The following is a 26,723-nucleotide window of genomic DNA, read 5'->3' as shown; positions in this document are numbered from 1 at the left end:
CGCTGCGTGCCCCACTGCCCCGATACGGACGTCACCGTCCACCTTCCCTGCCCCGTTAGCCCCGACATGACCGATCCGAACACCGCGTTGATCCAGCGCTTCTACACGGCCTTCCAGCAGCGCGACATCGACGCGATGCTCGCGTGCTATGCCGACGACGTCGTCTTCAGCGATCCCGCATTCGGCGAACTGCGCGGCGAACTCGCGCACGACATGTGGCGGATGCTGGTCGCACGGGCGCAGAAATTCTCGCTGACGTTCGGCGAAGTCGCCGCGGACGACCAGGCCGGGCGCGCGACGTGGAGCGCGCACTACCGGTTCGCCGCGACCGGACGGAGGGTGGTCAACCGGATCGACGCGCGTTTCCGGTTTCGCGACGGACGCATCGTCGAACATCGCGACCATTTCGACCTGTGGCGCTGGGCCCGTCAGGCGCTCGGGATGAAAGGCGCCCTGCTCGGCTGGACGCCTTTCATGCAGCACGCGATCCGCGCGCAGGCACGAAAAAATCTCGACGCGTATCGCGCCAAACGGACATGAACCACGGCCGCTCCGCTACGGCTTCATCGTCGCGTTGATCAGGTCGTAAGCCATGTCCGGCACCACGCCGTCCGGGTTCTCGAGGCCGTTCTGGCGATACCAGCTTTCATCGGCCTCCGGATGCGGGCCGGCCAGGCCGACGCGCCCATTGCCGTAGCGGTACGTGGCGGCCGCAATGTCCTTGTTCGGGTAGATCGCCAGCACGATCCCGCCGGAGCCGAGCGGCGCGACCGGGAGCCGCGCGCCGTCCTGATAGTAGATCCAGCGTTTTTTCCCGCGCCAGACGACCGGCGTCACCGTATCGGCGATGCCGTGAAGCGTCGAGCCCGGCCGGTCGACCTCGGAGTCGATATCGCCGGCAACCAGGCCGAAACCCTGCGTGCCGGCCAGGTAGGCGCCCATGCATAGTCCGAGATATCGGCCGCCGTTCGCTACGTAATGCCGCACGGCCGTGATGGCGGATCGGCCGATGCTGGCTGCCGCGCCGGGAATATCCTGCCCGCCGCCGGGCTGCACATAGAGCGACGCACCGGCCAGCGCGGCGGGCGTGATCTTGAGCTTTTCCGCCGGCCCCACGTAGATCACACGGAACCGGTAGTCCGATTCCCGCAGGCGTCTGGCGATGGTTTCGGGGCACCCGTCGCACGCGGCAGGCCCGCGATAGACCAGCGCGACCGGCTGGCTCGCCGCGTCGCGCGCCGCGTTGCGCGCTGGGTCGCCGGGCGTGGCCGCGTGAACGGCCGGCGACGCGACAAGCGCCACCATCAGGAAAATCGCGTCTCTCGAGCGCATGTCGTGGATCGCCGGAGTCAAGGAAATCGCTGCCGCCCGGGCCGATTCGACAGGCGCGCGACCGCTTCCGCCTGCCGTTCCGACACCCGATTGCACGTTGCATGACAGCGAGCGTAGCGGCCCGAACGCGCCCCGTGTGTACCGTTTCCTGCGGGCTTGTGCAGATATGTGCGACATCGGGACCTGAACCGACACCCGGCACCCGGCCGCCCGGCCGCACCCGACAAGGCCGGCTCCCGCCATGCAACCACGCCTTCGGTGTTTCACACCGCCAACTCTTATATAAGACATAAGACATTTGACGTTCCACCCCGTTGAGATTAGAATTCCGCTCAAAGCAGTGCCTGGAATCGCCCCGGAGTGCCGGCAAGGCCTTCCCCTCAAACGCAATATCAGCAGGTCTCCCCATGCTTGAAAACTTTCGTGCTCACGTGGCCGCCCGCGCCGCGCTCGGTATTCCTCCCCTGCCGCTGACGGCTCAGCAGACCGCCGAACTGGTCGAATTGCTGACGAACCCGCCCGCCGGCGAAGAGCAGACGCTGCTCGAGCTGATCACCCATCGCGTGCCCGCCGGCGTCGACGAAGCCGCCCGCGTGAAGGCCGGCTTCCTGGCCGCCGTGGCCAAGGGCGAGACCGCCTGCCCGCTGATCTCGCGCGAACGCGCGACCGAACTCCTCGGCACGATGCTCGGCGGCTACAACATCCAGCCGCTGATCGAGCTGCTGTCCGACGAATCCGTCGCCGCGGTGGCCGCCGACGCGCTGAAGAAAACCCTGCTGATGTTCGACCAGTTCCATGACGTGAAGGAACTCGCCGACAAGGGCAACGCGCACGCAAAGGCCGTGCTGCAGAGCTGGGCCGACGCCGAATGGTTCACGAGCCGTCCGGAAGTGCCGGAAAGCCTGACCATCACCGTGTTCAAGGTCACGGGCGAAACCAACACCGACGACCTGTCGCCGGCGCCGGACGCCACCACCCGCCCCGACATCCCGATGCACGCGCTGGCGATGCTGAAGAACGCACGTCCCGGCATCACGCCGGAAGAAGACGGCAAGCGCGGGCCGGTCAAGTTCATCGAATCGCTGAAGGAAAAGGGTCACCTGGTCGCGTACGTGGGCGACGTGGTCGGCACCGGCTCCTCGCGCAAGTCGGCCACCAACTCGGTGCTGTGGTTCACCGGCGAAGACATCCCGTTCGTCCCGAACAAGCGCTTCGGCGGCGTATGCCTCGGCGGCAAGATCGCCCCGATCTTCTACAACACGATGGAAGACGCCGGCGCGCTGCCGATCGAGCTCGACGTGTCGCAAATGAACATGGGCGACGTGGTCGAACTGCGCCCGTACGAAGGCAAGGCGCTGAAGGACGGCAAGGTCATCGCCGAATTCCAGGTGAAGTCCGACGTGCTGTTCGACGAAGTGCGCGCCGGCGGCCGCATTCCGCTGATCATCGGCCGCGGCCTGACCGCGAAGGCGCGTGAAGCGCTCGGCCTCGCGCCGTCGACGCTGTTCCGCCTGCCGCACCAGCCGGCCGACAGCGGCAAGGGCTTCTCGCTCGCGCAGAAGATGGTCGGCCGCGCGTGCGGTCTGCCGGAAGGCCAGGGCGTGCGCCCGGGCACGTACTGCGAACCGAAGATGACCTCGGTCGGCTCGCAGGACACCACGGGCCCGATGACCCGCGACGAACTGAAGGACCTCGCCTGCCTCGGCTTCTCGGCCGATCTCGTGATGCAGTCGTTCTGCCATACCGCCGCGTATCCGAAGCCGGTCGACGTGAAGACGCACCAGACGCTGCCGAACTTCATCAGCACGCGCGGCGGCATCGCGCTGCGCCCGGGCGACGGCGTGATCCACTCGTGGCTGAACCGCATGCTGCTGCCCGACACCGTCGGCACCGGCGGCGATTCGCACACGCGCTTCCCGATCGGCATCAGCTTCCCGGCAGGCTCGGGCCTCGTCGCGTTCGCGGCCGCCACCGGCACGATGCCGCTGGACATGCCGGAATCGGTGCTGGTCCGCTTCAAGGGCAAGATGCAGCCGGGCGTCACGCTGCGCGACCTTGTCAACGCGATTCCGCTGTACGCGATCAAGCAAGGCATGCTGACGGTCGCCAAGCAAGGCAAGAAGAACATCTTCTCGGGTCGCATTCTCGAAATCGAAGGCCTCCCCGACCTGAAGGTCGAGCAAGCGTTCGAGCTGTCGGATGCGTCCGCCGAGCGTTCGGCCGCCGGTTGCACGGTGCGCCTGAACAAGGAACCGATCATCGAGTACCTGAACAGCAACATCACGCTGCTCAAGTGGATGATCGCGCAGGGCTACCAGGATCCGCGCAGCCTGCAGCGCCGCATCGCGGCGATGGAACAGTGGCTGGCCGACCCGCAACTGCTCGCGCCGGATGCCGACGCCGAATACGCGGCCGTCATCGAGATCGACCTCGCCGACATCCACGAGCCGATCGTCGCGTGCCCGAACGATCCGGACGACGTGAAGACGCTGTCGGACGTCGCTGGCGCGAAGATCGACGAAGTGTTCATCGGCTCGTGCATGACCAACATCGGTCACTTCCGTGCCGCGTCGAAGCTGCTGGAAGGCAAGCGCGACATTCCGGTCAAGCTGTGGGTCGCGCCGCCGACCAAGATGGACCAGAAGCAGCTGACGGAAGAAGGTCACTACGGCGTGTTCGGCACGGCCGGCGCCCGCACCGAAATGCCGGGCTGCTCGCTGTGCATGGGCAACCAGGCACAGGTGCGCGAAGGCGCGACGGTGATGTCGACGTCGACCCGCAACTTCCCGAACCGCCTCGGCAAGAACACGAACGTGTACCTCGGCTCGGCGGAACTGGCGGCGATCTGCTCGCGTCTGGGCAAGATCCCGACCAAGGAAGAGTACATGGCCGACATGGGTGTGCTCACCGCCAACGGCGACAAGATCTACCAGTACATGAACTTCGACCAGATCGAAGACTTCAAGGAAGTGGCCGACACCGTGCAGCTGTAAGCACGCAGTCGGGCTGCGGCGGGTGGTCGACGTCGCAGCGCACCGAAAGGCGCCGCGGGCCGACAGGCCGCGGCGCTTTTTTTCATGGATGGCGTCTTGCGCAACGAGCGATAACCGGAAGCGCATCGATGACCGGCGATGCTAGCGCCGCGTCGCGACAGTCATGCGCCGCCGTCCGGCTCGCGACGGATCACCAGTTCGTTGAAGCCCGTGCCCGCATCGAACTCGCGCGAGAAGCGATGCGCGGGCAGCAGCGCGAGCAGGATCTCGGCCGTCGTGCGCACCACGCAGCCGCTCGCCACGTGGCCGCCCATCACGCGGCCGTCCGCGTCCGAGACCGACATATGCAGATGCGCGCCGTCCGGCGATACGGAGCCGGCCAGCGTCAGGATTTCGAGGTCGCCGCGCAGCTCGGTCGGTCGATCGACGCCGGCGAAGCGCAGCTGCGCGACGCTCAGGCTGCCGATGCCCTGGATCACGAAGGCCGCGTGCGCGTCATGCTGGTGGAGCGCTGCCTCGATAGCGCCGCGCAGATCGTCGCCGGGGGAAAGGCGCAAAGGATGGGCTTGCATGGTCAATACCTGCGTTCGGGCCGTGGATTCGGCCAAGGGTACGTTCGGGCGCGAAATCCGGCAAGTCGGCCACTTACGCACCGCGATCGCTCGCCAGCAACCCGTACAGCGCACTGTCCGACACTTCGTCGCCGACGATCCAGCGCTCGCGCAACACCCCTTCCCGGACGAAGCCGAGCCGTTCGAGCAACCGCGCCGACGCGACGTTGCGCGGATCGATATCGGCCTCGATCCGGTTCAGCCGCAGCGTGCCGAAGGCATGATCGATCAACGCCGACGCCGCTTCGCGCATGTATCCGCCGCGCCAGAACGCGCGCCGCAGGCAAAAGCCGATCTCGGCGCGCCGGCATTGCGCGTTCGCCTGGAACAGCACGCACTCGCCGAGCGCTTCGCCGGTTTCCCGCAGTTCGAGCACGCAGACGAGGCTCTCCCCGCTCGCGGACATCTGCACGTTGCGCGCGACGCGCGCCTCGGCCTGCTCGATTGCCGTCATCGGCGAGAACGAGAAATAGCGCATCGCTTGCGCATCGGACCAGATCTCGAAGAAGGTCGGTGCGTCGGCGTCGCGAAGCGGCCGCAGCACGAGGCGGGACGTATTCAGCGTGACGGGTTCGAACAGGGGCATGGCAGCGGTCTGACGAAAATCGGGACCGTGAATTAGAACACGCGAACCGTGCGCCAACCAGCGCGCCCGCTGCCGCGCCCGACATGGAACGGCCGACGGCCGTGAAACAAAAGGCCCGGGCAACGTCTCCCGGGCCTGAGCACTTCGTCCATGACTGCCGGTCACGCTTACGCCTCGAGCGCCTCCAGCACCTTCCCTTTCGTCTCGATCCCGACGAAGTGCACGGTCAGCGCCGCGATCAGCGGCACCACGGCGATCAGATAGAACGCCGGCGCGAGGTTCCCGCCGATGATCGCATGCGGCACGACCATCGGCGCGACGAACGACGCGATCTTCAGCCACGCGCTGCCGAGCCCGCAGCCCGACGCGCGGATGCTCGTCGGATACTGCTCGGGCGTATAGACGTACGCGGTGATGAACCCCGACGCCATCAGCCCGAGCGACAGCGAACAGAAGACCGCGACCACATACACCGACGACGCGTGATAGATGCCGGCGAGCGCCAGCGACAGCGCGCACAGCACGAACGACCACACGATCACCGGCTTGCGGCCGAGCTTGTCGACCAGCAGCGCGGAGGCCAGCGAGCCGAGCACGCCCATCACCGAGCCGATCACCGCGAGGTTCAGCGCGAGCTGCAGCGGCGCGTGATAGAAGTTCTTGTAGATCGTCGGCAGCCACGTGGACAGCCCGTACTGGATGAACCCGCAGGTCGCCCACAGCGTCGCCACCGCGAGCGTGCGCTTGCGATACGCGGCGCTGAACAGGTCGGTCATCCTGCGCTTCGGATGCTGGCGCACCATCTCGTCGAACGCGGCCGCCTGCGTGACCGGCGGCAGCTCGCCGCGCACCGATCCTTCGAACACGCCGACCGCGCGCCCGGCTTCCGCGAGCCGCCCGCGCGACGCGAGCCAGCGCGGCGATTCCGGCACGAGGCGCGTGAGCACGAGCGACAGGATCACCGGCAGCCCGCCGACGAAGTACATGATTTCCCAGCCGAAGCGCGGCACGAGCCACGCGCCGAGCGCCATCGACACGAGCAGGCCGATCGGGAACACGATCTCGTACAGCAGCACGAAGCGGCCGCGGCCATGCGCGCGCGTGATTTCGTTGATGTACGTGGCCGCGACCGGCAATTCGCCGCCGAGCCCGAGCCCCTGCAGGATCCGCAGCAGCACGAACACCTCGAACGTCGGCGCGAAGCCACACGCGATACTCGTGATGCCGATCACGGCCGAGCTCCACGCGATGGCTTTCACGCGGCCATGTTTTTCCGCGAGCGCGGGAAACAGGAATGCGCCGATCAGCTGGCCGATCGCGCCGGACGCGATCAGCATGCCGATCTGCGTCGGCGACAGCCCCCATTTGTGAATCAGCAGCGGCAGCGTCGCCGCGATCGTGATCACGTCGAAGCCGTCGAAAAACGTCGCGGTGCCGATCAGCACGCGTGCGCGGATCTGCATCGCGTTGGCCGGAAGCCGCTCGAGCCGGGCGATGATCGCGCCGGGCGTGGAGGCGGCAGCTTCCATCGTGGCCCTGCCGGCCACGACGTTGTCGAAAGTGCTCATGCGGGGTGTCTCCTGGGTCTCTTTCCGGTTGGGCCGGTCAGGCAAGCGCTTGGGTCGTGTCTGCCAGGGCTTCCGTATCCACTGCCCGGCCCTGGTTCATCCACTTGCGCGCGAGCTTCAGCTCGCGTGCGTTGTTCACGGCGATGACACCTCTCACATGTCCGTCGCCCACGAAAAACAGCGTCGCGCGACGCGCGGCGAGATCGCCGCGCACGACGAGCTGCGCATCGGCCGGCAGATCGCCGAGGATCTGCAGGTTCACGTCGTACTGATCGGACCAGAACCACGGAATCTCCGCGTACGGTTCGCGCACGCCGAGCACGGCTTTCGCGGCCGCGATCGCCTGGTTCTGCGCGTTCGCCCACGATTCGAGCCGCACGCGCCGCTTCAGCCAGCCGTTGTGATGGTTCGCGACGTCGCCGCACGCGAAGATCGCGGGGTCGCTGGTCGCGCCGTATTCGTCGACGACGATGCCGTCGTCGATCGCGAGCCCCGCGTCGCTCGCCAGCGACGCATTCAGCGCGAGGCCGATGCCGGCCACCGCGAAATCGGCGTCGATCGTCGTGCCGTCGGCGAGCGTCGCGCGCACCTTCGATGCGTCGCCGGGCTGCGCATCGAGCGATTCAAGCGCCGCGCCAAGTCGCACGTCGACGCCGTTCGAACGATGCAGGTCGAGCAGGAAGTCGGACACGATCTGCGGCACCGAACGCCCGCACAGCCGCGGCGCGCCTTCGACCACGACGGCGTCGACGCCGAGCTTGCGCGCGGTCGCCGCGACTTCGAGGCCGATCCAGCCGCCGCCGATCACGAGCACGCGCCGGCTCGCCCGCAGCTTCTCGCCGAGCGCGGCGGCTTCGTCGAGCGTGCGCAGGTAATGCAGGTTCGGCGTGTTGACGAGCGCAGCGGGCAAGCGGCGCGACGTGCCGCCGGTCGCGATCACGAGCCGGTCGTATTCGATCTCGCGGCCGCTTTCGGTCTTCACCACGCGGCGCGCGCGGTCGATCGACGCCGCGCGCTCCGGCTGCCATGCCTCGACGTTCAGCGCGTCGAATTCGTCCGGGCGCACGACGCGCACGGTCTCGATGTCGGCGTCGCCGGCCAGCACGGCCTTCGACAGCGGCGGGCGCTCGTACGGCAGGTGCGGCTCGTCGGCGATCATCACGAGACGGCCCGCATACCCTTGCGCGCGCAACGTCTTCAACACCCAGCCGGCAGCCTGGCCGCCGCCGATCACGACGACCGTGCCCGGCGCGGCCCGCGCGGGCGTATTCGCTTCGGTCATGATTTGCGCTCCGTCATGAACTTGCCTTCCGGCGCCTTCGCGTTCTTCTGCCGGCGCGTGTTGCCGTCCAGGCCGCCGTCGACGGCCCACTCGGCGAACACGGTCGGCCCCGGTTCGAATTCGCGCGGTTGCCAGTCGGGCGTCAGCACGTCTTCGTCCGCGTAGTACTCGATCAGCGCACCGGCCGGATTCTGGAAGTACCAGAAGTACGCGGACGACACCGGGTGACGCCCCGGGCCGAGCTGCGTTTCCCAGCCGCAGCGGTCGATGTGCATGCCGCCGCCGAATACTTCGTGGATGTCGCGCACGGTGAATGCGACGTGGTTCAGGCCGCGTTTGCCGTTCGGCAGCGCGAGCAGGAACAGGTCGTGATGGCCGCCGTGCGGTGCGCAGCGCATGAACGCACCGCGGCCCGGATAACGGTCCGACGTCTCGAAGCCGAGCAACTCGTGATAGAACCTTTCCTGCGCGTCGAGGCAGTTCGTGAAGAACACGACATGCCCGACCTCGACCGGCTCTGCACGCGCATAGATCGGGCTCGGCTGGTCCACGCGCAGCGTCCGGCCCCAGACGTTCGACGGCGAGCCCGCGATGTCGAGTGCGCGCTTGCGCGTGACTTCGATGCGGATCGCCATTCCGTTCGGGTCGATGCAGCCGAGCGCATCGTCCTGCGCGTAATAGCCGGGCTGGCCGGCCAGCTTGGTGCGCAGTGCGTCGAGTTCGCCCTGCGTCGCGACGCCCCACGTGACTTCCCGCAGCGTCGGGCCTGCTTCGAACGCGGGCGGCAGCGACGGATCGTCGGCTTTCACGACCAGCACGGTGCAACCGTTCAGCGTCTCGAAGCGCGCACGCGTGTCGTCGTGCGCGACTTCCTTCAGCCCCCAGTCGGCGAAAAAGCGCCGGCAGGTGGCGAGGTCGTCGACGCCGTACGTGATCTGCTCGATTCCCAAAATGCTCATTGCGTCATTCCCCTTCGCTCAGTTCGCCCACGGCAGCGGCGCGTCGTTCAAGCCCCAGTAGAGGCTCTTCTGCTGCATGTATTCGCGGATGCCGAGACGCCCCTTCTCGCGTCCCATCCCGCTCTCCTTCCAGCCCGAGAACGGCGTGGAGATCGAGAACAGCTTGTACGTGTTGATCCAGACGGTGCCCGTCTCCAGCGCGCGCGCGATGCGCCATGCGCGCTTGTAGTCGCGCGTCCAGATGCCGGCCGCGAGCCCGAATACACTGTCGTTCGCCTGTGCGATCAACGACGCTTCGTCGTCGAACGGCATCGCGACCAGCACCGGCCCGAAGATTTCCTCCTGGCAGATGCGCGCGCTGTTCGGCAAGCCTTCGAGAATCGTCGGCTGATAGAAGAAGCCGTTCTCGCGCCCGTCGCCCGCCGGCCGCTCGCCGCCGCACAGCAGACGGCCGCCTTCTTCCAGCCCGAGCGCCACGTAGCGTTCGACCGATTCGCGATGCTTCGCGGTGATCAGCGGGCCCATCTGCGTGTCGGGCCGCGTCGGGTCGCCCACGCGCAGCTTGCGTGCACCGGCCACCAGGCGCTTCATGAATTCGTCGTATATCGCGTGCTGCACGAACAGTCGCGAACCGGCGATGCACGCTTCGCCCGACGAACTGAAGATGCCGTACAGCACGCCGTTGACCGCGTGGTCGAGATCGGCGTCATCGCACACGATCGTCGGCGACTTGCCGCCGAGTTCGAGCGACACCGGCATCAGCTTCTCGGCCGCGATGCGCGCGATGCCGCGGCCCACTTCGGTGCCGCCGGTAAACGACACCTTCTTCACGAGCGGATGACGCACGAGCACGTCGCCGATCACCGAGCCCTTGCCCGGCAGCACGCTCAGCACGCCCTTCGGCACGCCGGCTTCCTCGCAGATGCGCGCCAGCGCGAGCGAGACGAGCGGCGTGACCTCGGCCGGCTTGAGCACCACCGCGTTGCCGCCGGCCAGCGCCGGCGCGAGCTTCTGCGCGTCGGACGCAATCGGCGAATTCCACGGGGTGATCGCCGCGATCACGCCGATCGGCTCGTACACGCTCATCGTCAGGTAGTCGCCGCGCGACGGCGTCAGCTCCTCGTCGAGCGTTTCGAGGCACGCCGCGAAATAGCGGAACGTGTTCGCGGCGCTGGCCACCAGCACGCGCGTCTCGCCGATCGGCTTGCCGTTGTCGCGGCGCTGCAGGTGCGCGAGCGCCTCGTGGCGCTGCATGATGAGATCCGCGATGCGGTACAGCACCTGCGCGCGCTGGTGCGGCTTCAGCCCGGCCCAGTCGGCGCGGCGCCATGCGGCGTCGGCCGCCACGACGGCGTCGGCCGCGTCTTCCGCGTTCGCCGTCGATACTTCCATGTTCAGCGACTGGTCGGCCGGATAGATGCTCGCGTAAGGCGCTCCGCGGCCGCGCCGCCACTCGCCGCCGATCAGGATGTCGCCGTCGGGTACGAGGCTCGTATCGAAAGGAGTCATGTCACAAGTCCCACAAATCTGTCTCTGCACATCCGCCCTCGCCGTGGCGCGGGCGGACGCTCGATGGTCCGGTCAGATCACGCAGCGGGCCGCGCGGTTGCGCAGCGCACGAATCGCGCTGTATGCCGTCAGCGCGGACGTCTTCGGGTTGTCCGGCAGCGGCTTGCCGCTCATTTCCAGCGACATCTCGCCGAATGCGCCGCGCGCGGTGATGCGGTGCACGTTGCGCGCGACCGCCGGATCGGCGATCAGGCGCACGTGCGTCGCGTCGAGGCCGAGGCCCGCGAGCGCGACCGTCGCCGCGACGTTCGCGTTCTTCGGGTACAGCCGCGCGGCGTCGCGCGCGGTGCCTTCGAAGATCACCTTTTCCTCGGTCATCGCGCGCAGGTCGCACAGCTCCTCGGCCGGCGTGCCGAGCCAGCCGAGCGGCGGCTTGCGGCCGACGTACAGCACGTCGTCGAGGCCGCCCTGCTTCGCGGACGCCAGCGCGTCGATGCCGCCGATCGCGCCGGACAGCAGCGTCACCGTCGTGCCGCCTTCGTCGGCCGCTTGCGACAGCGCGTCGAGCAGCGCGAGATCGGACAGCGCGCCGATCGACGCGACCGCGCAGTCGGTGCCGGCCTTCAGCAGCGGCACGACGTGATCGACGAGCGCGCTGTGGCCCGCGCATTCGAGCGCGAACTCGGGGCGGCGGGCCAGTGCGTCGACCGACGACACGACCTCCACCGCGCCGCCGAGCGCGTCCTGCACCGCCGCGCGCTGGTGTTCCGGCACGATCACGTGCGCGACGCGCAGCGACGCATCGTGCTCGACCGCGTGGTACACGGCCGCGCCGATCGCGCCGAAGCCGATCATCGCGACGTCGACGGGGGCATGCGCCCGCTGTTGCCCGTTACGCATACTGGCGCTCCGTCGGCGCTTCCTTCTTCACCGGCGGGCCCGCGAATGCCGACGCGAACGAGCCGACCGACAGCATGTCGACCTCGACCATCACCGGCCCTTCCTTCGCGAGCCCTTCGCGCACGATCGCTTCGGCCTGGTCGAGCGACGTGATCCGGTAGTGCGTGAGGCCGAAGCTCGCGCAGAACTGCGCGAAATCGGGCTGGTGCAGTTGCACGAAGCAGCGGCGGCCGCCGTAGTGCGCGTCCTGGATGTTGCGGATCACGCCGTAGCACTGGTCGTTCATCAGCACGATCATCACGTTCGCGTTTTCCTGCACGGCCGTGACGAGCTCGCCGACGTTGACCATCAGGCCGCCGTCGCCGACGAGGCAGACCGTCTTCGCCGCGGCGCCCGCGAGCGCGGCACCGATGCCCATCTGGATGCCCTGGCCGATGCCGCCGCCGAGCGCATGCACGCCCGAGCGCGGCTCGAAGATCTTCAGCAGGCGGTTGCCCCACGTGCTGTTCGAGATCGTCACGTCGCGCACCCAGTTGTAGTCGCGGCCGACGGCGGCCTGCAGCGTGTCGACGAGCTTCTTGTACGGCCCGAGGCCCTTCGTCACGTCGGCCACTGCCGCCTCGCGGGCCGCCGCGAGATCGGCCGCGAATTGCGGATCGACCGACAGGCGGCCTTCGAGGCGATCGGCCAGCTCGGCCAGCACGCGCTTCGAATCGCCGTGCACGAACAACGCGTTGCGGTAGCCGCGGTTGTCGGCGAGCGCATCGGCGTCGATACGGAACAGCGGCTGCGGCAGCGCGAGCTTGTACTTCAGCGTTTCGTTGCCGCGCAGGCGCGAGCCGACCACGACGAGCGCGTCGCAGGTCTTGTAGAACGCTTCGACCGACGCGTGCACGTTGAACGCGCCGAGCGTCGCCGGATGATCCTCGGGCAGCACGCCGCGGCCCTGCACGCTCGTCACGACGCCGAAGCCGAGCTTCACGAGGCGCTCGACTTCCGCGCGTGCGTGACGCGCGCCGCCGCCGAGCCACAGCAGCGGGCGGCGCTTGGCCGCGAGGGCGTCGGCGAGCTTCGCGACGCGGGCTTCGTCGTGCTCGCGCACCGCGACGTGTGCCGGTGCGAGATCTTCCGGCCATTCGATTTCGGCCGCCTGGATGTCGATCGGGATCTCGACGGACACGGGGCCCGTGGGCGCGGTCTGCGCGATGCGCACGGCTTCGCGAATCGTCGGCAGCACGGTTTCGACCGTGCGCACGCGGAACGCCGCCTTCGAGATCGAGTCGAGCATCGACAGCTGGTCCGGCGCTTCGTGGATGTACGCGAGATCCTGGTCGAGGTAAGGCGTCTCGATCTGCCCCGTCACGTGCAGCAGCGCGGTGCCGGCCGTCAGCGCCTCGACCATCGCACCGGCCGCGTTGCCCGCCGCCGTGCCCGTGCTCGTGAACGCGACGCCGAGGCCGCCCGACACACGGGCCAGCCCGTCGGCCATGTTCAACGCCCCCGCTTCGCCGCGCGCGCCGACATACCGGATGTTGCCGCGCGAGTGGATCGCGTCGAGGATCGGCATGTTGTGGATCGAGATGACACCGAATGCGGTTTTCACGCCGCACTGCTCGAGAAAGGCGGCAATCAGCTCGCCAACCGTGGTTTTTTCAGACATGGCGTGCAAAGCCTCCAGAAACGTCGATATGGCTGCCCGTCGTGTAGGACGACAGATACGTTGCGAGATAAAAAAGCGCCCAGGCGGCCTCGTCGGGCTTGCCGAAGCGATTCAGCGGAATGTTCTTCTTGCGGGCGAGCGCGCCCGTCCAGTCTTCCCAGCTTTCGCCGGGTTGCGCCTGCGTGTCGTAGCGGCGGCGCCACTGCCCCGACTCGACGATGCCGATCAGGATCGAGTTCACGCGGATGCGCTGCGGCGCCAGTTCGGTCGCGAGCGACTTCACGAGGCTCAGCACGCCGGCACGCGCCGACGACGTCGCGACCATGTGCGGCTCCGGCTGCAACGCGAGCAGCGAATTCACGCAGGTGATCGTCGGCGCCTGCGCGTCGCGCAGCAGCGGCAGGAACGCGCGCGTCGGACGGATGATGCTGAAGTACTTCAGTTCGAGTTCTTCGCGCCACGCGTCGTCGGTCGTGTCGGCGAAGGTCGATACGCGGCCCTGGCCGGCGTTGTTGACGAGCATGTCGGCGCGGCCGAAACGCGCGGACACCGCTTGCGCGAAGCCGGTCACGTCGGTTTCGTCGAGCACGTTGCAGCGCGTGGCCAGCAGTTGCGCATCGGCGTACTTGTCGCGCAGCATCGCGTCGGCACGTGCGAGACGGTCGCCGTCGCGGCCGCAAATCGCGACCGACGCGCCCGCCTGCAGGAACCGTTCGGCCGTCGCGAGGCCGATGCCGGACGAACCGCCCGTCACCACCGCCACCTGCCCGGTCAGATCGATCTGAATCATCGGAGTCCTAAAGCCTTGAGAAACGTGTGCTCGTCATCCGAGCGGTAATTGAGCCGACGCGACAATTCCGCCGCCGCGCGCTGCACCTTGTCGATCAGCCCGTCGGCGATCAGCGCCGCGTCGATCTCCGGACGCGGCACCGTCACCGTGATGCACGCGACGATCCGCTGCGTCTCGTTGCGCACCGGCGCCGTGACGACCGAGATCCCGCGCTCGAACGACGAATTGCTGACGCCGTAACCGCGCAGCGCATCCTCGCGGATCACTTCGTACAACGCATCGACCGTTTCCGGCGTCGCGCTCGTCATCCGGCTCAGCGCGCCTTCCGGATACAGCGCACGCAGCTCCTTCAGCGACAGGTCGCCCATCAGCACGTGGCCATGCGTCGTCGCGTGCGCGGGCAGCCGTGTGCCGACGTTCACGCGGATCGAGCTGAACACCGGCGACTGGCTCTGCGCCTTCGCGACGAACACCACGTCGCGGCCGTCGCGGATCACGATGTGCGTCGTGAAGCCGGTCGCATCGCGCAGGCTCTCGATCACCGGCAGGCCGAGATCGGTCAGCTCCAGCGAGCTCAGATATTCGAAGCCGAGCCGCAGCACGGCGACGCCGAGCTTGTAGTTGCGATCCTTGTCCGCGCGTTCGAGAAAGCCGAGCGATTCGAGCGTCTGCAGCAGACGGAACACCGTCGTGCGCGGAATGCCGAGCCGCTTCGACAACTCGGGCGCGCCGAGCACCGGCTCGCGCGGCGAGAATTCGGCGAGAATGCGCAGCCCGCGCTCGAGGCCCGGCACCACGTAGCTGGCTTCGGCCTTCGCGTTTTCGGATGCGTTTCGTTGCAGCGGTTCGCTCATGCCATTCCCCACTGCGTATCGCACTGACGGCAGAACGCATCGATCAGCGCCGAATAAGCGGCCGGCGCCTCCACGTAACCCGCATGCCCGGCCTGCGGAATCACCTGCAGCCCGACGTGCGCGGCCGCGGCGATCCGTTCGCACGCGGCGGGCGGCGTGATCGCGTCGTTCGCGCCGACGGCCACCGCCGCGCGGCCGCGGAAGCCGGCGAGATCGGCCGCGAGATCGGCGTTCGCGAGCAGGTGCGTGGCCTGCGCGTAGCCGGCCGGCACGATGCGCGCCATGTTCCAGCGCACCCACGCCCGTGCCTCCTCGTTCGCGAAACCGGACAGCATGTTGCCGCTGCGCTGCTCGGCGAGCCCGGCCGGGCCGAGTTCCGCGAGCATCGCGAGACGCGCGTCGCGGCGCGTGTCGCGCGTTTCGGCCGGTGCGCTGCCGTAACCGCCCGCGGGCGAGATCAGCAGCAGGCCGGCGATGCGCGCGGGCATCACGCGGACCAACCCGCCCGCGACGATCGCGCCGAGCGAATGACCGACCAGCACGCAGCGTTCGATGCCGAGTGCCTCGAGCCATGCGTTCAGCGATGCCGCGTAATCGGCGGCGGCCGGCGACGCGCCGTGCACGGGCGTCGACACGCCGTAACCGGGCGCATCCCACGCAAGCACGCGTCGCGACGCGCCGAGCGTGTCGAGCTGGCGGACCCACGATGCGGCGCCCGAACCGATCCCGTGCAGCAGCACGACGGGCAGCGCGCGGCCCGCATGCTGCGCGCCGGCCTCGCGGTAGCCGATCGTGCCCGCCGCGCCGGCTGCGCAACGCTGCTCGGGAAACTGCCCGAGCAGCGCGGCGAACGCCGCGGTGCGGTCGCGTTCACGTTTGTCGATGACACTCATTGCTTCACCCGCTCCGTCTCAACGCTTGATCTTCGCGAGCGGCGAATCGGGCGGATACGTCGGCGTGATCGGCTTCGGCGAACCGAGCATCACGCACATCAGCGCGTCTTCCTCGCCGATGTTGATTTCCGTGCGATACACGCCCGGCGGCACCGAGATCAGGTCGCGCTCGCCGAGGATCGCTTCCCACGTCTCGCCATCGCGCTCGCAGATCACCTTCATCTTGCCGCGCAGCACGAAGAAGATTTCCTCGACGTCGACATGGATGTGGCTCGGCCCGATGTTGCCGGCCGGGATGACCATCGTCGAGAACGTGAAGTTGCCGGCCGGCACCGTATTGACGTCCTTCGCGACGCCCGTGCCGCCCGTGCCGACATAGCGCATCTGCGCACGGCGGTACTTCGGGTCGTAGTCGGCCTGGAACTTCAGTGCGTCCCAGTCGTAGCGTCGCGTCGCGTAGCGCGCGACGCGCCCTTCCATCCAGTCGTTGAAGCTTGCGCCTTCCGGCTGGTCCCACGACTTGCGTTCGAGATCGGCGTCCGCCATCGTCCTCTCCTTCATTCCGAGTGAAAACTTCGATTCAATTCATCACGAAGCCGCCGTTCACCGGCAGCAGTTGACCCGTCACGAAGCGCGCGCCGTCCGACAGCAGGAACAGCACGGGGCCCGTCACGTCGTCGGGCACCTGCGCGCGTGCGAGCGCGCGGCCCTGCAGGTAGAACGCGTGGCGTTCCGCCGGCACGTACGCCGTCGCCTCGACTTCGGTCAGCCCCGGCGCGATCGCGTTGACCGTCACGCCGTGCGCGCCGAACTCGCGTGCCTGCGCATGCGTCATCGCGATCACCGCGCCCTTGCTGGCGACGTACGCGAGCAGCTTCGGCGCCCCCCACAACGCGGTGTCCGACGCCAGGTTCACAATCGCGCCGCGCCCCGACTGCGCAAGGTGCGGCAACGCCGCATTGCTGACGAGCCACACGCCGCGCACGTTCACGTTCATCACGGCGTCCCACGTCGACACGTCGAGCTCCGTCGACAGCTTGCCGCCCGAGTTCGTGATCGCCGCGTTGTTGATCAGCGCGTCGATACCGCCGAGCGCCGCCGCGCCCTGCGCGACGAATGCGTCGATGCTGGCCGGGTCGGCGAGATCCAGTGCGAAGAAATGCGCGGTGTGGCCGGCGCGTGCGAGCTGCGCGGCCAGCGCGCGGCCCTCTTGCGCCAGCACGTCGCCGAACGCGACCTGCGCGCCCGCTTCGACCAGCGCCTTCACGAACGCGGCGCCGAGACCGCGCGCGCCGCCCGTGACGAGCACGCGGCGACCGGGCAGCGCCACGACCGGAGCGAGCTCAGCCATTCGCGGGCTCCGAAGCGGCGTGTGCCGCGCGATGCGCGTCGAGCGCGGACAGATGCTCCTGCGCCCGCTGGCGCAGCATCCGGCGCACGCGCGTGATGCCGACGTCGTGCTGGTACAGGTATTCGTGATCGCGCGCATGCGGCGCGAGGCTTTCGAGGACGTAGCGGTCCTGTTCGAGCACGTCCCAGTGCAAGCCTTCGAGACGGTTGCGGTACATGAAGCGCCACACGTCGCGCTGCCAGCCGCTGACCTTGCGGGTACGCCAGAAATAGACCTGACAGTGATCGCCGTCGACCGGCGTCGCGAAGCCGATGATCCCGAAGTTGCCGCCGGGGCCGAACTTCTGCTTGTACGGAATCGCGAGGCGCATCCACAGGCAGCCGGTTTCGCCGAGCTCGACCCAGTCGAAGTTCACGTCGCGCTGACCGATCTTCTCGAACATCAGGCCCGTATCCGTCTTGCGCACGCGCATGTCGGCCTGCTTGTCGCCTTCGGCCATCGAGTGCGACGTCGCGTGCAGGTAAGCGCCGTGCATCGGGTCCATCACGTTGTCGATCGCGTACTGGTAATTGCACTTCCAGTTCGACACGCACAGGAAATGGCCGTACTCGTCGGCCACGAGCTCTTCCGGCAGGTTCAGCGGCGCCGGCTCGCCGTGCGCTTCGTCGCCGAACCACAGGAAGATCGCGCCGGCCTTTTCTTCGACCGGATACGACTTCACGCACTTCATGCCTTCGAGCGGACAGTTCGACACGGCCGGCACGCGGTTGACCGTGCCGCCGCCGTCGACTTCGATGCCGTGATACCAGCACGCGATGTTGCCGCCGAGGTTCCAGCCGAGCGACAGGCGCGCGCCGCGGTGCGGGCAGCGATCTTCCAGCGCATGGACTTTGCCTTCGTGATCGCGCCACAGCACGATCTGCTCGGACAGGCGCGTGAGGCCGACGGGTGCGTTCGACACCTGCCAGCTCGGCGCGACGGGATACCAGTAGTTCTTGATGCCGCGGTCGAGGTAATCGCGGACCGGGTCGCGTTGGGCTTCGTATTGTGCGGGGGACGTCATCAGTGTACTCCGGATGCGGTTGTCGTCGGGTCGGCGGTCACGCGGCGCGCGCGCTCATTCCGCCAGCGAGGCCATTTCGGCGCGAAAGCGCTCGGCAGTCCACGCGGTGCCGTCCGGCGCGCGAAAGCCGATGCGGTTCAGGCCCGCGACGACATCGTCCAGCTCGGTCGCGCCGCTCTCGAACACGCGTTCGAGCGCATCGCCGAGGTCGTTCTCGTACTGGGTCGGTTCGGCCTTGCGGTTCTGCCAGATCTGGTTCTCGACCTGGCCGGGGATCTCGATCTGCCCCTTGCCCGCGACGTTGTTCGGCTGCGGCGCCACCCACGGCTTCAGGAAGGGATTGAAGTTGACGGTCGCTTCTTTCATGTCATTCCACCTTGATCTGGATTTCCTCGCCGGCGAGGCGCACCGCGTACTGCTTCAGCGCACGTCCGCCCGGCCCCTTCAGGCATTCGCCCGTCTTGATGTCGAACACGGCCTCGTGCAGCGGGCATTCGACCGTGCCTTCGTCGACGAACCCCTGCGTCAGCAGCGCGTACGCATGCGGGCACACGTTCTCGAGCGCATACACGTCGTCGCCGACGCGGTAGATCCCGATTTCCACGCCGTCGGTCCGCTTGAACTCGATCGGCGTGTCTTCCGACAGCGCGCCGGCGTGACCGGCGCAAATCCATTGCTCAGACATCTCGCACCCTTCCTTCTGATCGACTCTCGATTTGTTCCATATCAGGAACAACAGTTTATGGATGGTGATTATAGGAGCGAGCTTCCTCGAGTAAAACAAAAAGCTGCATGTCCTAGGGAAAACACCGACCGGCAGGTCGACGATCGTCGAGACCTATCTCGTCAAATGTGATTTTTTGTTTTGCTGCGGGGATTTAAGTCCGTTTTTCTGGATTCTCGAGCCCCTGTTGCGGATCAGCGCTCACCTCATCCGGCCCGATAAATTTATTTTTGATCACGCACCGGACACCTCTATACTTCATTCCACTAGAGGTACGTTGTTCCTTATATGGAACATAAAAATGCCCGCTCGGCGATGAACATGCGCGACGGCCGGCCGTCCCTGCGCAGCCCCGTCACAACACGTTTTCATCAGGTTGGAGAGTCAGGAGACAAAATGGTCAAGCATGCGGTAGCAGCGGCAGTCATCGGAATGGGCGCCGCGTCGGGCGCGTGGGCGCAGAGCAGCGTGGTGCTGTACGGCAGCCTGGATGCGGGTGTCGCGTACGTGAACAACGTCGGCGGCCACGCGAAGTGGGCGATGATCCAGGGCAATACGCAGCCCGATCGCTGGGGCCTGAAAGGCAAGGAAGATCTCGGCAACGGGCTGTCGGCGATCTTCCAGCTGGAGAACGGCTTCTATACGAACAACGGCCAGTTCGCGACCGCGAACACGATCTGGAACCGCGCGGCGTTCGTCGGCCTCAGCGCCGAGCGCTACGGCACGCTGACGCTCGGCCGCCAGACGCCGCTGGCGTTCGACTATCTCGATCCGCTCAGCACCGCGTACCTCGCGATGAGCTGGTACGCGTTCCACCCGGGCAACATCGACGGGCTCGCCGCGACCGGCAACGTGCCGTACAACAACGCGATCAAGTACCGTTCGCCGAGCGTCGCGGGCTTCTCGGCCGCGGCGACGCTCGCGCTCGGCAACACGACGAATTTCTCGACCGGCAAATCGGTCGGCGTCGCGCTGAACTATGCGAACGGGCCGTTCAAGGCGTCGGCCGTCTACTCGAACGAGCACGACCGCTCGATCCTGATCGGCCAGACGGGCATCGCGTCGTTCCAGGGGCAGAACACCGCGAACGGCTACCTCGCGAACAAGGTCGAGAACATCGGCGCGGGCGCGTCGTACCAGATCGGCGACTTCCTCGTGCACGGCCTCTACACGCGCGTGAAGATGCAGTCGAACGGGTTTTCCGACACGTTCCAGAGCTACGACGCGGGCGTGAACTACCGCAGCAGCGCGTTCAACACGATCGCGGGCGGCGCGGCGACCACGACGCTGGCCGGCCGCCGCTGGACTCAGGTCGAACTCGGCGACATCTATGCGTTGTCGAAGCGCACGCAGTTGTATGCGAACGTGCTTTACGAACACGGTTCGGGTGGCGCCAAGGCCGCGTTCTTCACGGCCGGCACGTCGAGCACCGCGAACCAGGTGATCGTGCTGACCGGCATCCACCACTCGTTCTGAGCGACGGCGGACGCGGTTACCCCGATGCCGGAAACGAAAAGAGCAGCCCGCGGGCTGCTCTTTTGTCATTGGCGACGGACTGCGGGCGATTGGAGAAGCCGCGCGATGTGACGTGTCGGACGGATCAGAACATCGCGACGCGGTGGCGCGCATGCGCGAACGTCGGATCGCTTTCGAGCGGCCGATAGTTCAGCCGTTGCGACAGGTCGACCGCCGCGCCGCACACGGCTTCGACGAGCCGCTCCTTCTCGCCGGCGTCGCCGATCTCCGAGCGCGGCACCGTCGCGGTGATCGCCGCGACGATGGAGCCCGAGTGATCGCGCACGGGCGCGGTCACGGCCGAAATGCCGCTCTCGAACGCCGCCTCGCTGACCGCGTAGCCGAGCCGCGCGTAATGACGCACGCGTTCGTACAGTTCGTCCACGGTGCCGGGCGTGCGCTCGGTGAACTGTTCGAGTTTCTTCTCCGGATAGAGCTGCCGCAACGCGTCGCGCGTCAGGTCGCCCATCAGCACGTGGCCGTGCACGGTCGCATGCGCGGGCAGGCGCGTGCCGACGTGCACCTTCACCGAACCGAACATCGACGCATTGCTCTGCGCCTTCGCGACGAACACCACGTCACGCTGGTCGCGGATCAGCAGGTGCGTCGAGAGGCCGGTGGAATCGCGCAGCCGTTCGAGCACGGGCGCGCCGAGATCGGTCAGTTCGAGCGAATTCAGGTATTCGAAGCCGAGCCGCAGCACGCCGACGCCGAGCCGGAAATAACGATCGCCGTTCACGCGTTCGAGAAAACCGAGCGCTTCGAGCGTCTGCAGCAGGCGGAACGTGGTCGTGCGCGGAATGCCGATGCGCTTCGACAGCTCGGGCGCGCCGAGCACCGGCTCGCGCGCGGAGAATTCGGCGAGGATTCGCAGCCCGCGTTCGAGGCCGGGCACCAGATACGACGACGCGCCGCCGGACGGCTCGTCGTCGCCGGGCGCTGCCGGATCGGGTGCATCGCTCATCGTTGTCTTGACCATGTGGACATGGACGGAAGGAAGTCGGTCACGAAACAGGTCATCGATCGTCGTGGATATTCGGTCATGCTACCTCAGTGCGCGCATGGCTCGCACCGGTGCGCGGCGCCGCGAGGCGGCATGCGCGCCCACGCCGCGATGACGCGTCACTCAAGGTCGAGAGGATAGCAGCGTTGGACGGCGCGACGCCATGCGGATATCGCCGAACGGCGGGAAAGCGGCCGCGCGGCGCCGGCGCGCGGCCGCCGACGGGTCACGGCGGAAACGGCGCGAGATTCGACGCCCGACGGCCTACAGGCGCGACAGATAAACGCGAATGGTCGTGCGGTCGTACGTAAAGCCGCCGGCCGGATCCGGCTGCAGCACCCGTGCCAGATCGACCGGATGCAGCCATCCGGCGCCGAGCAGGCCGCCGTTGATCCCGCGGATCCGGGTGCCGCCCACGGCAATCGCGGCGTGAAAGACATTGGCGCCGCGGGCGAAGCCGACCGCGGTGCCCGCCGGAATGCTCGCGCGTCCGTCCCATTGATCGCCGGTCTCGAAGTTGAAGCGCGTCTTCCACAGCTGACCGATCGTGTCGAGCAGCACACCGGGCGCGATCATCGAGTCGGCGCGCAGCAGATACCGGACATACGCCGCAGCGTCGTAGCAAACGCCGCCGGATACGTACTCGTCGATGTTCGCCATCCCGAACATCAGCGCTTGCGCGTGTTTTTGCCGCTCGGCGATGCCGGATTGGGCGACATGCCCGCCTAACTGGGTCAGTTGCACGGATAGCTCCTCTCAGGAAAGCGGGACGTCATTGTCCCGCCGATGCGATCTCTTCATATCTTATTATGATATCCGCCGATCTCTACCCGGCCCGGCCCGGCCCGGCACGTCACGGCATGCGCGCCGCCGACGCCGGTGCGGCCGCTGCCGCGTCGGGATTGGGCGCGAGCCGCAGGCGCACGCGCAACGGCTGCAGCATGTCCGGCGGCGGCGGCTCGCTCAGCGGGCCGGCCGTCAGCAGTTGTCGCAGCGTCGCGTCCGCATCCGGATCGCCGAGCGACGCGAATTCGACGCGCGTGACGACGCCGTTCGCGCCAATCCACGCACGCACGACGATCGCGGGCGGCGGCGCATCGGCGCGCGCGTTCAGCACGCGCGTCTCGAGATAGCGGTGGAGCCGGTCGGCCGCGTCGCCATCCGCTTCGAGCCACGTCTGGAACTGCTGGCCGGCGAGCTGGCCGTAGCGGAGCCACGCTTGCGGCACGTCGGCCGTCTGCGCGACGGCCGGGGCCGCGCCCGCGGCCAGCGCCGACGCGACGACGATCGCACCCAGCCATCCCGATGCACCGCGCTTGCCCATGCGTTTCATCCCGCCTCCCGTTTCGACGACGAATCCGCCCGGCCGATCTCGATCGGCACGTACAGCCGCGTGCCGCCGCGCTGCACCAGCAGCGCGACGTTGCCGTGCGCGGCATCGATCCCGGCCATCAGCGCGCCGATGCTCGCGACCGGCACGCCGTTGACCGACAGCACGGCATCGCCGGGCTGCAACCCCGCGCGCGCCGCCTGGCCGCTCGCCTGTTCGACGACGAGGGCCTGGCCGACGCCGAGCCGCTGACGCTCCTGCTCCGTCGCGGCCCGCAGCGCGAGCCCGAACCGCGCGGGGCCCTGTTCGCCGCCGGCCGACGCCGTGCCGCTGTCGAACGCACCGACCGTCGCGATCACGTGCATCGCCCGGCCCGCGCGCCACACGAGCAGATCGGTTTGCCGGCCCGCCCGCATGGCCGCAACCATGCCGAGCAAATCCGCCGATTCCGCGACCGGCTTGCCGTCGACCGCGAGCACGACGTCGCCCGCCTTCAGGCCAGCGTGCGCGGCCGGGCCGTCCGGCTCGATCATCGTGATCAGCGCGCCGTCCGGGCTCGCGAGGCCGAACGAACGCGCGAGCGCCTGGCTCACTTCCTGCAAGGCCACGCCGAGCCGGCCGCGCGTGACCTTGCCGGTGCGCAGCAACTGATCCTTCACGTCGAGCGCGATGTCGATCGGAATCGCGAACGCGAGCCCCTGGTAGCCGCCCGTCTTCGAAAAAATCATCGAGTTGATCGCGATCACGCGGCCGCTCAGGTCGAACAGCGGGCCGCCCGAATTGCCGGGATTGATCGGCACGTCGGTCTGGATGAACGGAATCGCCTGCTCGCCAGGCAGGGAACGCGATTTCGCGCTGACGATGCCCTGCGTGACCGTATTCGCGAACCCGTACGGCGATCCGATGGCCATCACCCAGTCGCCGACTTCGGTGCGCGCCGGGTCGCCGGTCGCGACGACCGGCAGATCGTGCGCGTCGATGCGGATCACCGCGACGTCGGATACGGGATCGCTGCCGATCACGCGCCCCTTGAACTGGCGCTTGTCGGTCAGCTTCACGTCGATGGCGAGCGCGTCGCCGACCACGTGCCGGTTGGTCAGGATCACGCCGTCCGCGCTCACGATGAAGCCGGAGCCGAGGCTCACCTCCTCGCGGTTGCCGATCACGCGCCGCGCGAGAAACGGCGCGAGCGGATGATCGGGCGCGATGCCGGGCGGCAACTGGATCCCCATCTGCGTGACTTCGCGCGTGACGCTGATGTTGACGACCGCCGGCCCGACGCGCCGCACGAGCGCCGCGAAGTTCGGCAGCGCAACCGTGGGCGCGCCGGCCCCCTGCACCGCGCGCTCGGCGCCGGTGGCCGCGCCGCATGCGCACGCGAGCGTCACTGCGAGCCCGGCCGCGAGCGCCGCCCCGCTGCCGATGTGCTTGCCCGATTTCACGTTGCTGCTCCTCGTCGGTTCGCGCCGGTGCGCCACCGGCCCATGCCCGTTCCCCAACCGTTGGTCCGCCGCACCGTTCGCGCGCGGCGGCTGCGCAAGCGCTTCACTTCGGCGGCACGGCAACCGGCGCATTCGGCCGTTGCGGCGTCACGGATTTGCCCCAGTTCGCGCCGAAGCGATTCCGCTCGGTCGACAGGTTGAACGTGCCGAGACGGTTCGACGGCTGCTTCGACAGCCGCTCCGAATCCGTTTGCGACGCGCCCGCCTGCGGCTCGGCCTTCGGCTTCAGTTGCTCGCTCAGGCAGTCGTACGACAGCGCGCGCTTGCCGTCGACTTCCGCGTCGACGCACACCGGCTTCGCGGCCGAGCCGGGCTCGGTCGCCGCCGCGCGGCCGCCCTGCGCATGCGCGCCGGCCGCCAGCAGCAGGCAGACGATCGCCGCCGCGATGCCGTTTCGTCGCCGCTTCATCCGCGCCTCCATCGGTAACGACGCCATCGCGCGCATGCCGTCATGCTCCCGTGCCGGCCGCCGGCGCACGGGCCAGAAAGCGCCCGAACGCCGCGCGATCGGCTGCGTCGACGGCCGGTTCGCCCGCATCGACATGCCGCGCCCATGCCTCGCGCATGCCGTCGACCGGCTGCCACGCGTGCACCTGCGCGCCGGTCGGATACGGCGTGACGAGCGGCTCCCGGTAGTCGACGCGAAACAGCGGCGCCCCGTCGCTGCCGGCCGTCCACAGATCGCCGACGTCGCGCACGCTCGCGTCGAACCAGAAGCGCACCCAGCGAACGGCGGGCGGGCGCGCATCGTCGGCCGGCGTACCGGCGGCGGGCATACGGGCACCCGGCATACCGGCTCCGGGCATACCGGCTCCGGGCGTACCGGCTCCGGGCGTACCGGCTCCGGGCATACGGACGCCCGACGCAGCGGTGCCCGACGCATCCGGCACGCGCAGGAAACCGGCCAGGACGAGCAGCACGGCGGCGAGATCGTCGTCGCGCAACGTCCGGTACGACCAGAGATCCGCGACATCCGCGCACGAGATCACCGCGATGAAGCGCCCGATCGTGAGCGCGGGCCACGCGCGTCGCATCAGCGCGTAATGCCGCGGCCACTGCGCGATGAAGCGGTCCCGATGACGAGCCGCGACCTGCACATCGCGCGAGCCGCGAATCGTCGGCTCCTCCGGTTGATACTGGCGTGTGGTGAGCACGCACTGCGCGGAACATCGCGCGCTGCGGTGCCGCGCATAGCCGCCCGCGCCGGGCAGCGGCTCCAGCGCGCCGAAGCACAGCGGACAATGCGTCGGCCACTCGCCGGGCCGGCCCGGCCACGGGTTCGCCTTCGGCATGCGCGGACGGTCGGAGGCGGCGGCGGCGCGACGACGCCCCGGCGTACGCGCGTCGGGCGCCTCGACGCGCGGCGTCGAACGGAGCGTGGCCATGAGCGCGCCTACCGGGCCGACGCGAGCGCTTTCTTCAGCGCGTCTTCGTTGATCGGGGCGTTCGCGGCCAGCTTCGCGAGATACGCCTGTGCATTCTGCTGCGTGCGCTGGGCGCGCAGCATCGCGCGCAGTTGCTCCTTCACGTCGGCCAGCGGACGCGGCGCGGCCGCGCGTATCTCGATCAGCTTCACGACGTGAAAACCGGCCGGCGTCTGGATCGGCGCGGACACCTGGCCCGGCTTCAACGCGTCGGCGGCCTGACGGACCGCCGGCACCATCGACTGCTCGGGCACGAAACCGAGATCGCCGCCGTTCGCGGCGCTCGCCTTGTCCTGCGAATTCGCCTTCGCCAGCGCCGCGAAATCGCCGTTGCGCGCGCGGCTCGCGAGATCGGCGGCCTGCTTGCGCGCCTTGTCGAGCGTCGCGGCATCCGCGTTCGGCGGCACCGCAATATAGATCTGCGCGACGTGCAGCGCACGCGGCGCCGTGAACGCCGCGCGGTTCTTGTCGTAAGCGGACTGGAGCTCCGCGTCCGACGGGTAGTCGGCCGGCGGCGCATTCACCGACGCGAGATAGCTGCGCACGACGATTTCGCGCTGCGCCTGCTCGACGGCTGCCTGCACTTGCGGCTGCCGATCCCAGCCTTTCGACTTCGCCTCGGCCAGCACGGCCTTCTGCGCGAGCGTCGAACGCACGACCTGGTCCAGTGCCGCGGGATCGGCCGCGAGACGCTCGCGCCCTTCCGCGCTCACGGTCTTCAACAGCCCGGCGATGTCGGCCTGCGTGACCGACGCCTGCGCAGCATTCGCGATCACGTCGTCCTGCGCGCATGCCACGAGCGGTGCGCCCAGCGCGAGAGCGCCTGCCACCATCGCCAGCATCTTCATCTTCGTCATCATCGTTCGACTGCCCT

The 26,723-nt window shown here is 68.2% G+C and carries 27 protein-coding genes; 3 read left to right on the top strand and 24 right to left on the bottom strand.

Annotated features, from left to right (window positions below; all coding sequences use genetic code 11):
- Positions 1 to 66 precede the first annotated feature (66 nt).
- The gene (locus tag WS96_RS24600) at positions 67 to 540 is read left to right on the top strand and encodes a nuclear transport factor 2 family protein (protein ID WP_059836057.1); all 474 of its coding nucleotides are present in this window, start codon (positions 67 to 69) and stop codon (positions 538 to 540) included.
- Between the two features lie 15 nt (positions 541 to 555).
- On the opposite strand, the gene WS96_RS24595 is transcribed toward WS96_RS24600, so the two are convergent.
- A complete protein-coding gene (locus WS96_RS24595; RefSeq protein WP_257128055.1) occupies positions 556 to 1,428 on the bottom strand; it encodes a BPL-N domain-containing protein in 873 nt (290 codons plus the stop codon).
- 311 nt (positions 1,429 to 1,739) lie between these two features.
- Between WS96_RS24595 and acnB the strand changes: the two genes are divergently transcribed.
- A complete protein-coding gene (acnB, locus tag WS96_RS24590; protein ID WP_059836053.1) occupies positions 1,740 to 4,325 on the top strand; it encodes a bifunctional aconitate hydratase 2/2-methylisocitrate dehydratase in 2,586 nt (861 codons plus the stop codon).
- A 161-nt stretch (positions 4,326 to 4,486) separates the two neighbouring features.
- On the opposite strand, the gene WS96_RS24585 is transcribed toward acnB, so the two are convergent.
- The 16 genes from WS96_RS24585 to WS96_RS24510 form a co-directional block, all read right to left on the bottom strand.
- Complete coding sequence (locus WS96_RS24585) at positions 4,487 to 4,897, bottom strand: PPC domain-containing DNA-binding protein (RefSeq protein WP_059836051.1); 411 nt, start codon at positions 4,895 to 4,897, stop codon at positions 4,487 to 4,489.
- 73 nt (positions 4,898 to 4,970) lie between these two features.
- Positions 4,971 to 5,522: a GNAT family N-acetyltransferase gene (locus WS96_RS24580; RefSeq protein ID WP_059836049.1), complete on the bottom strand. Its 552-nt coding sequence runs from the start codon at positions 5,520 to 5,522 to the stop codon at positions 4,971 to 4,973.
- 167 nt (positions 5,523 to 5,689) lie between these two features.
- A complete protein-coding gene (locus WS96_RS24575) occupies positions 5,690 to 7,090 on the bottom strand; it encodes an MFS transporter (RefSeq protein ID WP_059836047.1) in 1,401 nt (466 codons plus the stop codon).
- Positions 7,091 to 7,127: 37 nt separating this feature from the next.
- Positions 7,128 to 8,372, bottom strand: a complete 1,245-nt coding sequence (locus WS96_RS24570; RefSeq protein WP_059836046.1) for an NAD(P)/FAD-dependent oxidoreductase — start codon at positions 8,370 to 8,372, stop codon at positions 7,128 to 7,130.
- On the bottom strand, positions 8,369 to 9,331 hold the full coding sequence (locus WS96_RS24565; RefSeq protein WP_059836044.1) for a VOC family protein: 963 nt from the start codon (positions 9,329 to 9,331) through the stop codon (positions 8,369 to 8,371). Before WS96_RS24565 ends, WS96_RS24570 begins: the two co-directional genes overlap by 4 nt.
- A gap of 18 nt (positions 9,332 to 9,349) precedes the next feature.
- On the bottom strand, positions 9,350 to 10,840 hold the full coding sequence (locus WS96_RS24560) for an aldehyde dehydrogenase (RefSeq protein ID WP_059836042.1): 1,491 nt from the start codon (positions 10,838 to 10,840) through the stop codon (positions 9,350 to 9,352).
- 72 nt (positions 10,841 to 10,912) lie between these two features.
- Complete coding sequence (locus WS96_RS24555; RefSeq protein WP_059836040.1) at positions 10,913 to 11,740, bottom strand: aspartate dehydrogenase; 828 nt, start codon at positions 11,738 to 11,740, stop codon at positions 10,913 to 10,915.
- Positions 11,733 to 13,400 (bottom strand): thiamine pyrophosphate-binding protein, encoded by a 1,668-nt coding sequence (locus tag WS96_RS24550; RefSeq protein ID WP_059836038.1) that lies wholly within the window; start codon positions 13,398 to 13,400, stop codon positions 11,733 to 11,735. Before WS96_RS24550 ends, WS96_RS24555 begins: the two co-directional genes overlap by 8 nt.
- On the bottom strand, positions 13,393 to 14,190 hold the full coding sequence (locus WS96_RS24545) for an SDR family oxidoreductase (protein ID WP_059822080.1): 798 nt from the start codon (positions 14,188 to 14,190) through the stop codon (positions 13,393 to 13,395). Before WS96_RS24545 ends, WS96_RS24550 begins: the two co-directional genes overlap by 8 nt.
- Positions 14,187 to 15,044, bottom strand: a complete 858-nt coding sequence (locus tag WS96_RS24540; protein WP_059822078.1) for an IclR family transcriptional regulator — start codon at positions 15,042 to 15,044, stop codon at positions 14,187 to 14,189. The genes WS96_RS24545 and WS96_RS24540 overlap by 4 nt, the downstream gene beginning before the upstream one ends.
- The gene (locus tag WS96_RS24535; protein WP_059836035.1) at positions 15,041 to 15,937 is read right to left on the bottom strand and encodes an alpha/beta fold hydrolase; all 897 of its coding nucleotides are present in this window, start codon (positions 15,935 to 15,937) and stop codon (positions 15,041 to 15,043) included. Before WS96_RS24535 ends, WS96_RS24540 begins: the two co-directional genes overlap by 4 nt.
- Before the next feature lie 18 nt (positions 15,938 to 15,955).
- Positions 15,956 to 16,483, bottom strand: coding sequence for a cupin domain-containing protein (locus tag WS96_RS24530; protein ID WP_034204576.1), 528 nt, complete (start codon positions 16,481 to 16,483; stop codon positions 15,956 to 15,958).
- 34 nt (positions 16,484 to 16,517) lie between these two features.
- Entirely contained in the window at positions 16,518 to 17,288 is a 771-nt protein-coding gene (locus tag WS96_RS24525) for an SDR family oxidoreductase (RefSeq protein ID WP_059836033.1), read from the bottom strand.
- On the bottom strand, positions 17,281 to 18,351 hold the full coding sequence (locus WS96_RS24520) for an aromatic ring-hydroxylating dioxygenase subunit alpha (RefSeq protein WP_059783040.1): 1,071 nt from the start codon (positions 18,349 to 18,351) through the stop codon (positions 17,281 to 17,283). The genes WS96_RS24525 and WS96_RS24520 overlap by 8 nt, the downstream gene beginning before the upstream one ends.
- Positions 18,352 to 18,405: 54 nt before the next feature.
- Positions 18,406 to 18,717, bottom strand: a complete 312-nt coding sequence (locus WS96_RS24515) for a recombinase-like helix-turn-helix domain-containing protein (RefSeq protein WP_059509035.1) — start codon at positions 18,715 to 18,717, stop codon at positions 18,406 to 18,408.
- Position 18,718: 1 nt separating this feature from the next.
- A complete protein-coding gene (locus tag WS96_RS24510) occupies positions 18,719 to 19,036 on the bottom strand; it encodes a non-heme iron oxygenase ferredoxin subunit (RefSeq protein ID WP_006489883.1) in 318 nt (105 codons plus the stop codon).
- Positions 19,037 to 19,471: 435 nt separating this feature from the next.
- Here WS96_RS24510 and WS96_RS24505 point away from each other — a divergent pair, with 435 nt between their 5' ends.
- Positions 19,472 to 20,551 carry a porin gene (locus WS96_RS24505; protein WP_059836031.1) on the top strand — a complete coding sequence of 360 codons (1,080 nt, stop codon included), beginning with the start codon at positions 19,472 to 19,474 and terminating at the stop codon, positions 20,549 to 20,551.
- A gap of 124 nt (positions 20,552 to 20,675) precedes the next feature.
- Here the strand turns inward: WS96_RS24505 and WS96_RS24500 are convergent, their stop codons facing one another.
- The 7 genes from WS96_RS24500 to WS96_RS24470 all read right to left on the bottom strand — a co-directional run bounded on the left by WS96_RS24500 (position 20,676) and on the right by WS96_RS24470 (position 26,709).
- Positions 20,676 to 21,569, bottom strand: a complete 894-nt coding sequence (locus tag WS96_RS24500) for an IclR family transcriptional regulator (RefSeq protein WP_059836029.1) — start codon at positions 21,567 to 21,569, stop codon at positions 20,676 to 20,678.
- A gap of 288 nt (positions 21,570 to 21,857) precedes the next feature.
- A complete protein-coding gene (gene tecA / locus WS96_RS24495; protein WP_059836027.1) occupies positions 21,858 to 22,337 on the bottom strand; it encodes a type 6 secretion system effector deamidase TecA in 480 nt (159 codons plus the stop codon).
- 109 nt (positions 22,338 to 22,446) lie between these two features.
- Positions 22,447 to 22,926, bottom strand: a complete 480-nt coding sequence (locus WS96_RS24490) for a hypothetical protein (RefSeq protein ID WP_059836025.1) — start codon at positions 22,924 to 22,926, stop codon at positions 22,447 to 22,449.
- On the bottom strand, positions 22,923 to 24,365 hold the full coding sequence (locus WS96_RS24485; protein WP_059836475.1) for a Do family serine endopeptidase: 1,443 nt from the start codon (positions 24,363 to 24,365) through the stop codon (positions 22,923 to 22,925). The genes WS96_RS24490 and WS96_RS24485 overlap by 4 nt, the downstream gene beginning before the upstream one ends.
- A 103-nt stretch (positions 24,366 to 24,468) precedes the next feature.
- A complete protein-coding gene (locus WS96_RS24480; RefSeq protein ID WP_059784953.1) occupies positions 24,469 to 24,834 on the bottom strand; it encodes a hypothetical protein in 366 nt (121 codons plus the stop codon).
- 40 nt (positions 24,835 to 24,874) lie between these two features.
- On the bottom strand, positions 24,875 to 25,810 hold the full coding sequence (locus WS96_RS24475) for a hypothetical protein (protein ID WP_059836023.1): 936 nt from the start codon (positions 25,808 to 25,810) through the stop codon (positions 24,875 to 24,877).
- A gap of 8 nt (positions 25,811 to 25,818) precedes the next feature.
- Positions 25,819 to 26,709, bottom strand: a complete 891-nt coding sequence (locus WS96_RS24470; protein WP_059836021.1) for a peptidylprolyl isomerase — start codon at positions 26,707 to 26,709, stop codon at positions 25,819 to 25,821.
- Positions 26,710 to 26,723: the final 14 nt, after the last annotated feature.

It is taken from the genome of Burkholderia sp. MSMB1835 (assembly GCF_001526365.1).
In the GTDB taxonomy this organism is placed as follows: domain Bacteria; phylum Pseudomonadota; class Gammaproteobacteria; order Burkholderiales; family Burkholderiaceae; genus Burkholderia.
The sequence above is the reverse complement of the archived record's forward strand: the minus strand, read 5'-3'. Positions and strand labels throughout refer to the sequence as shown.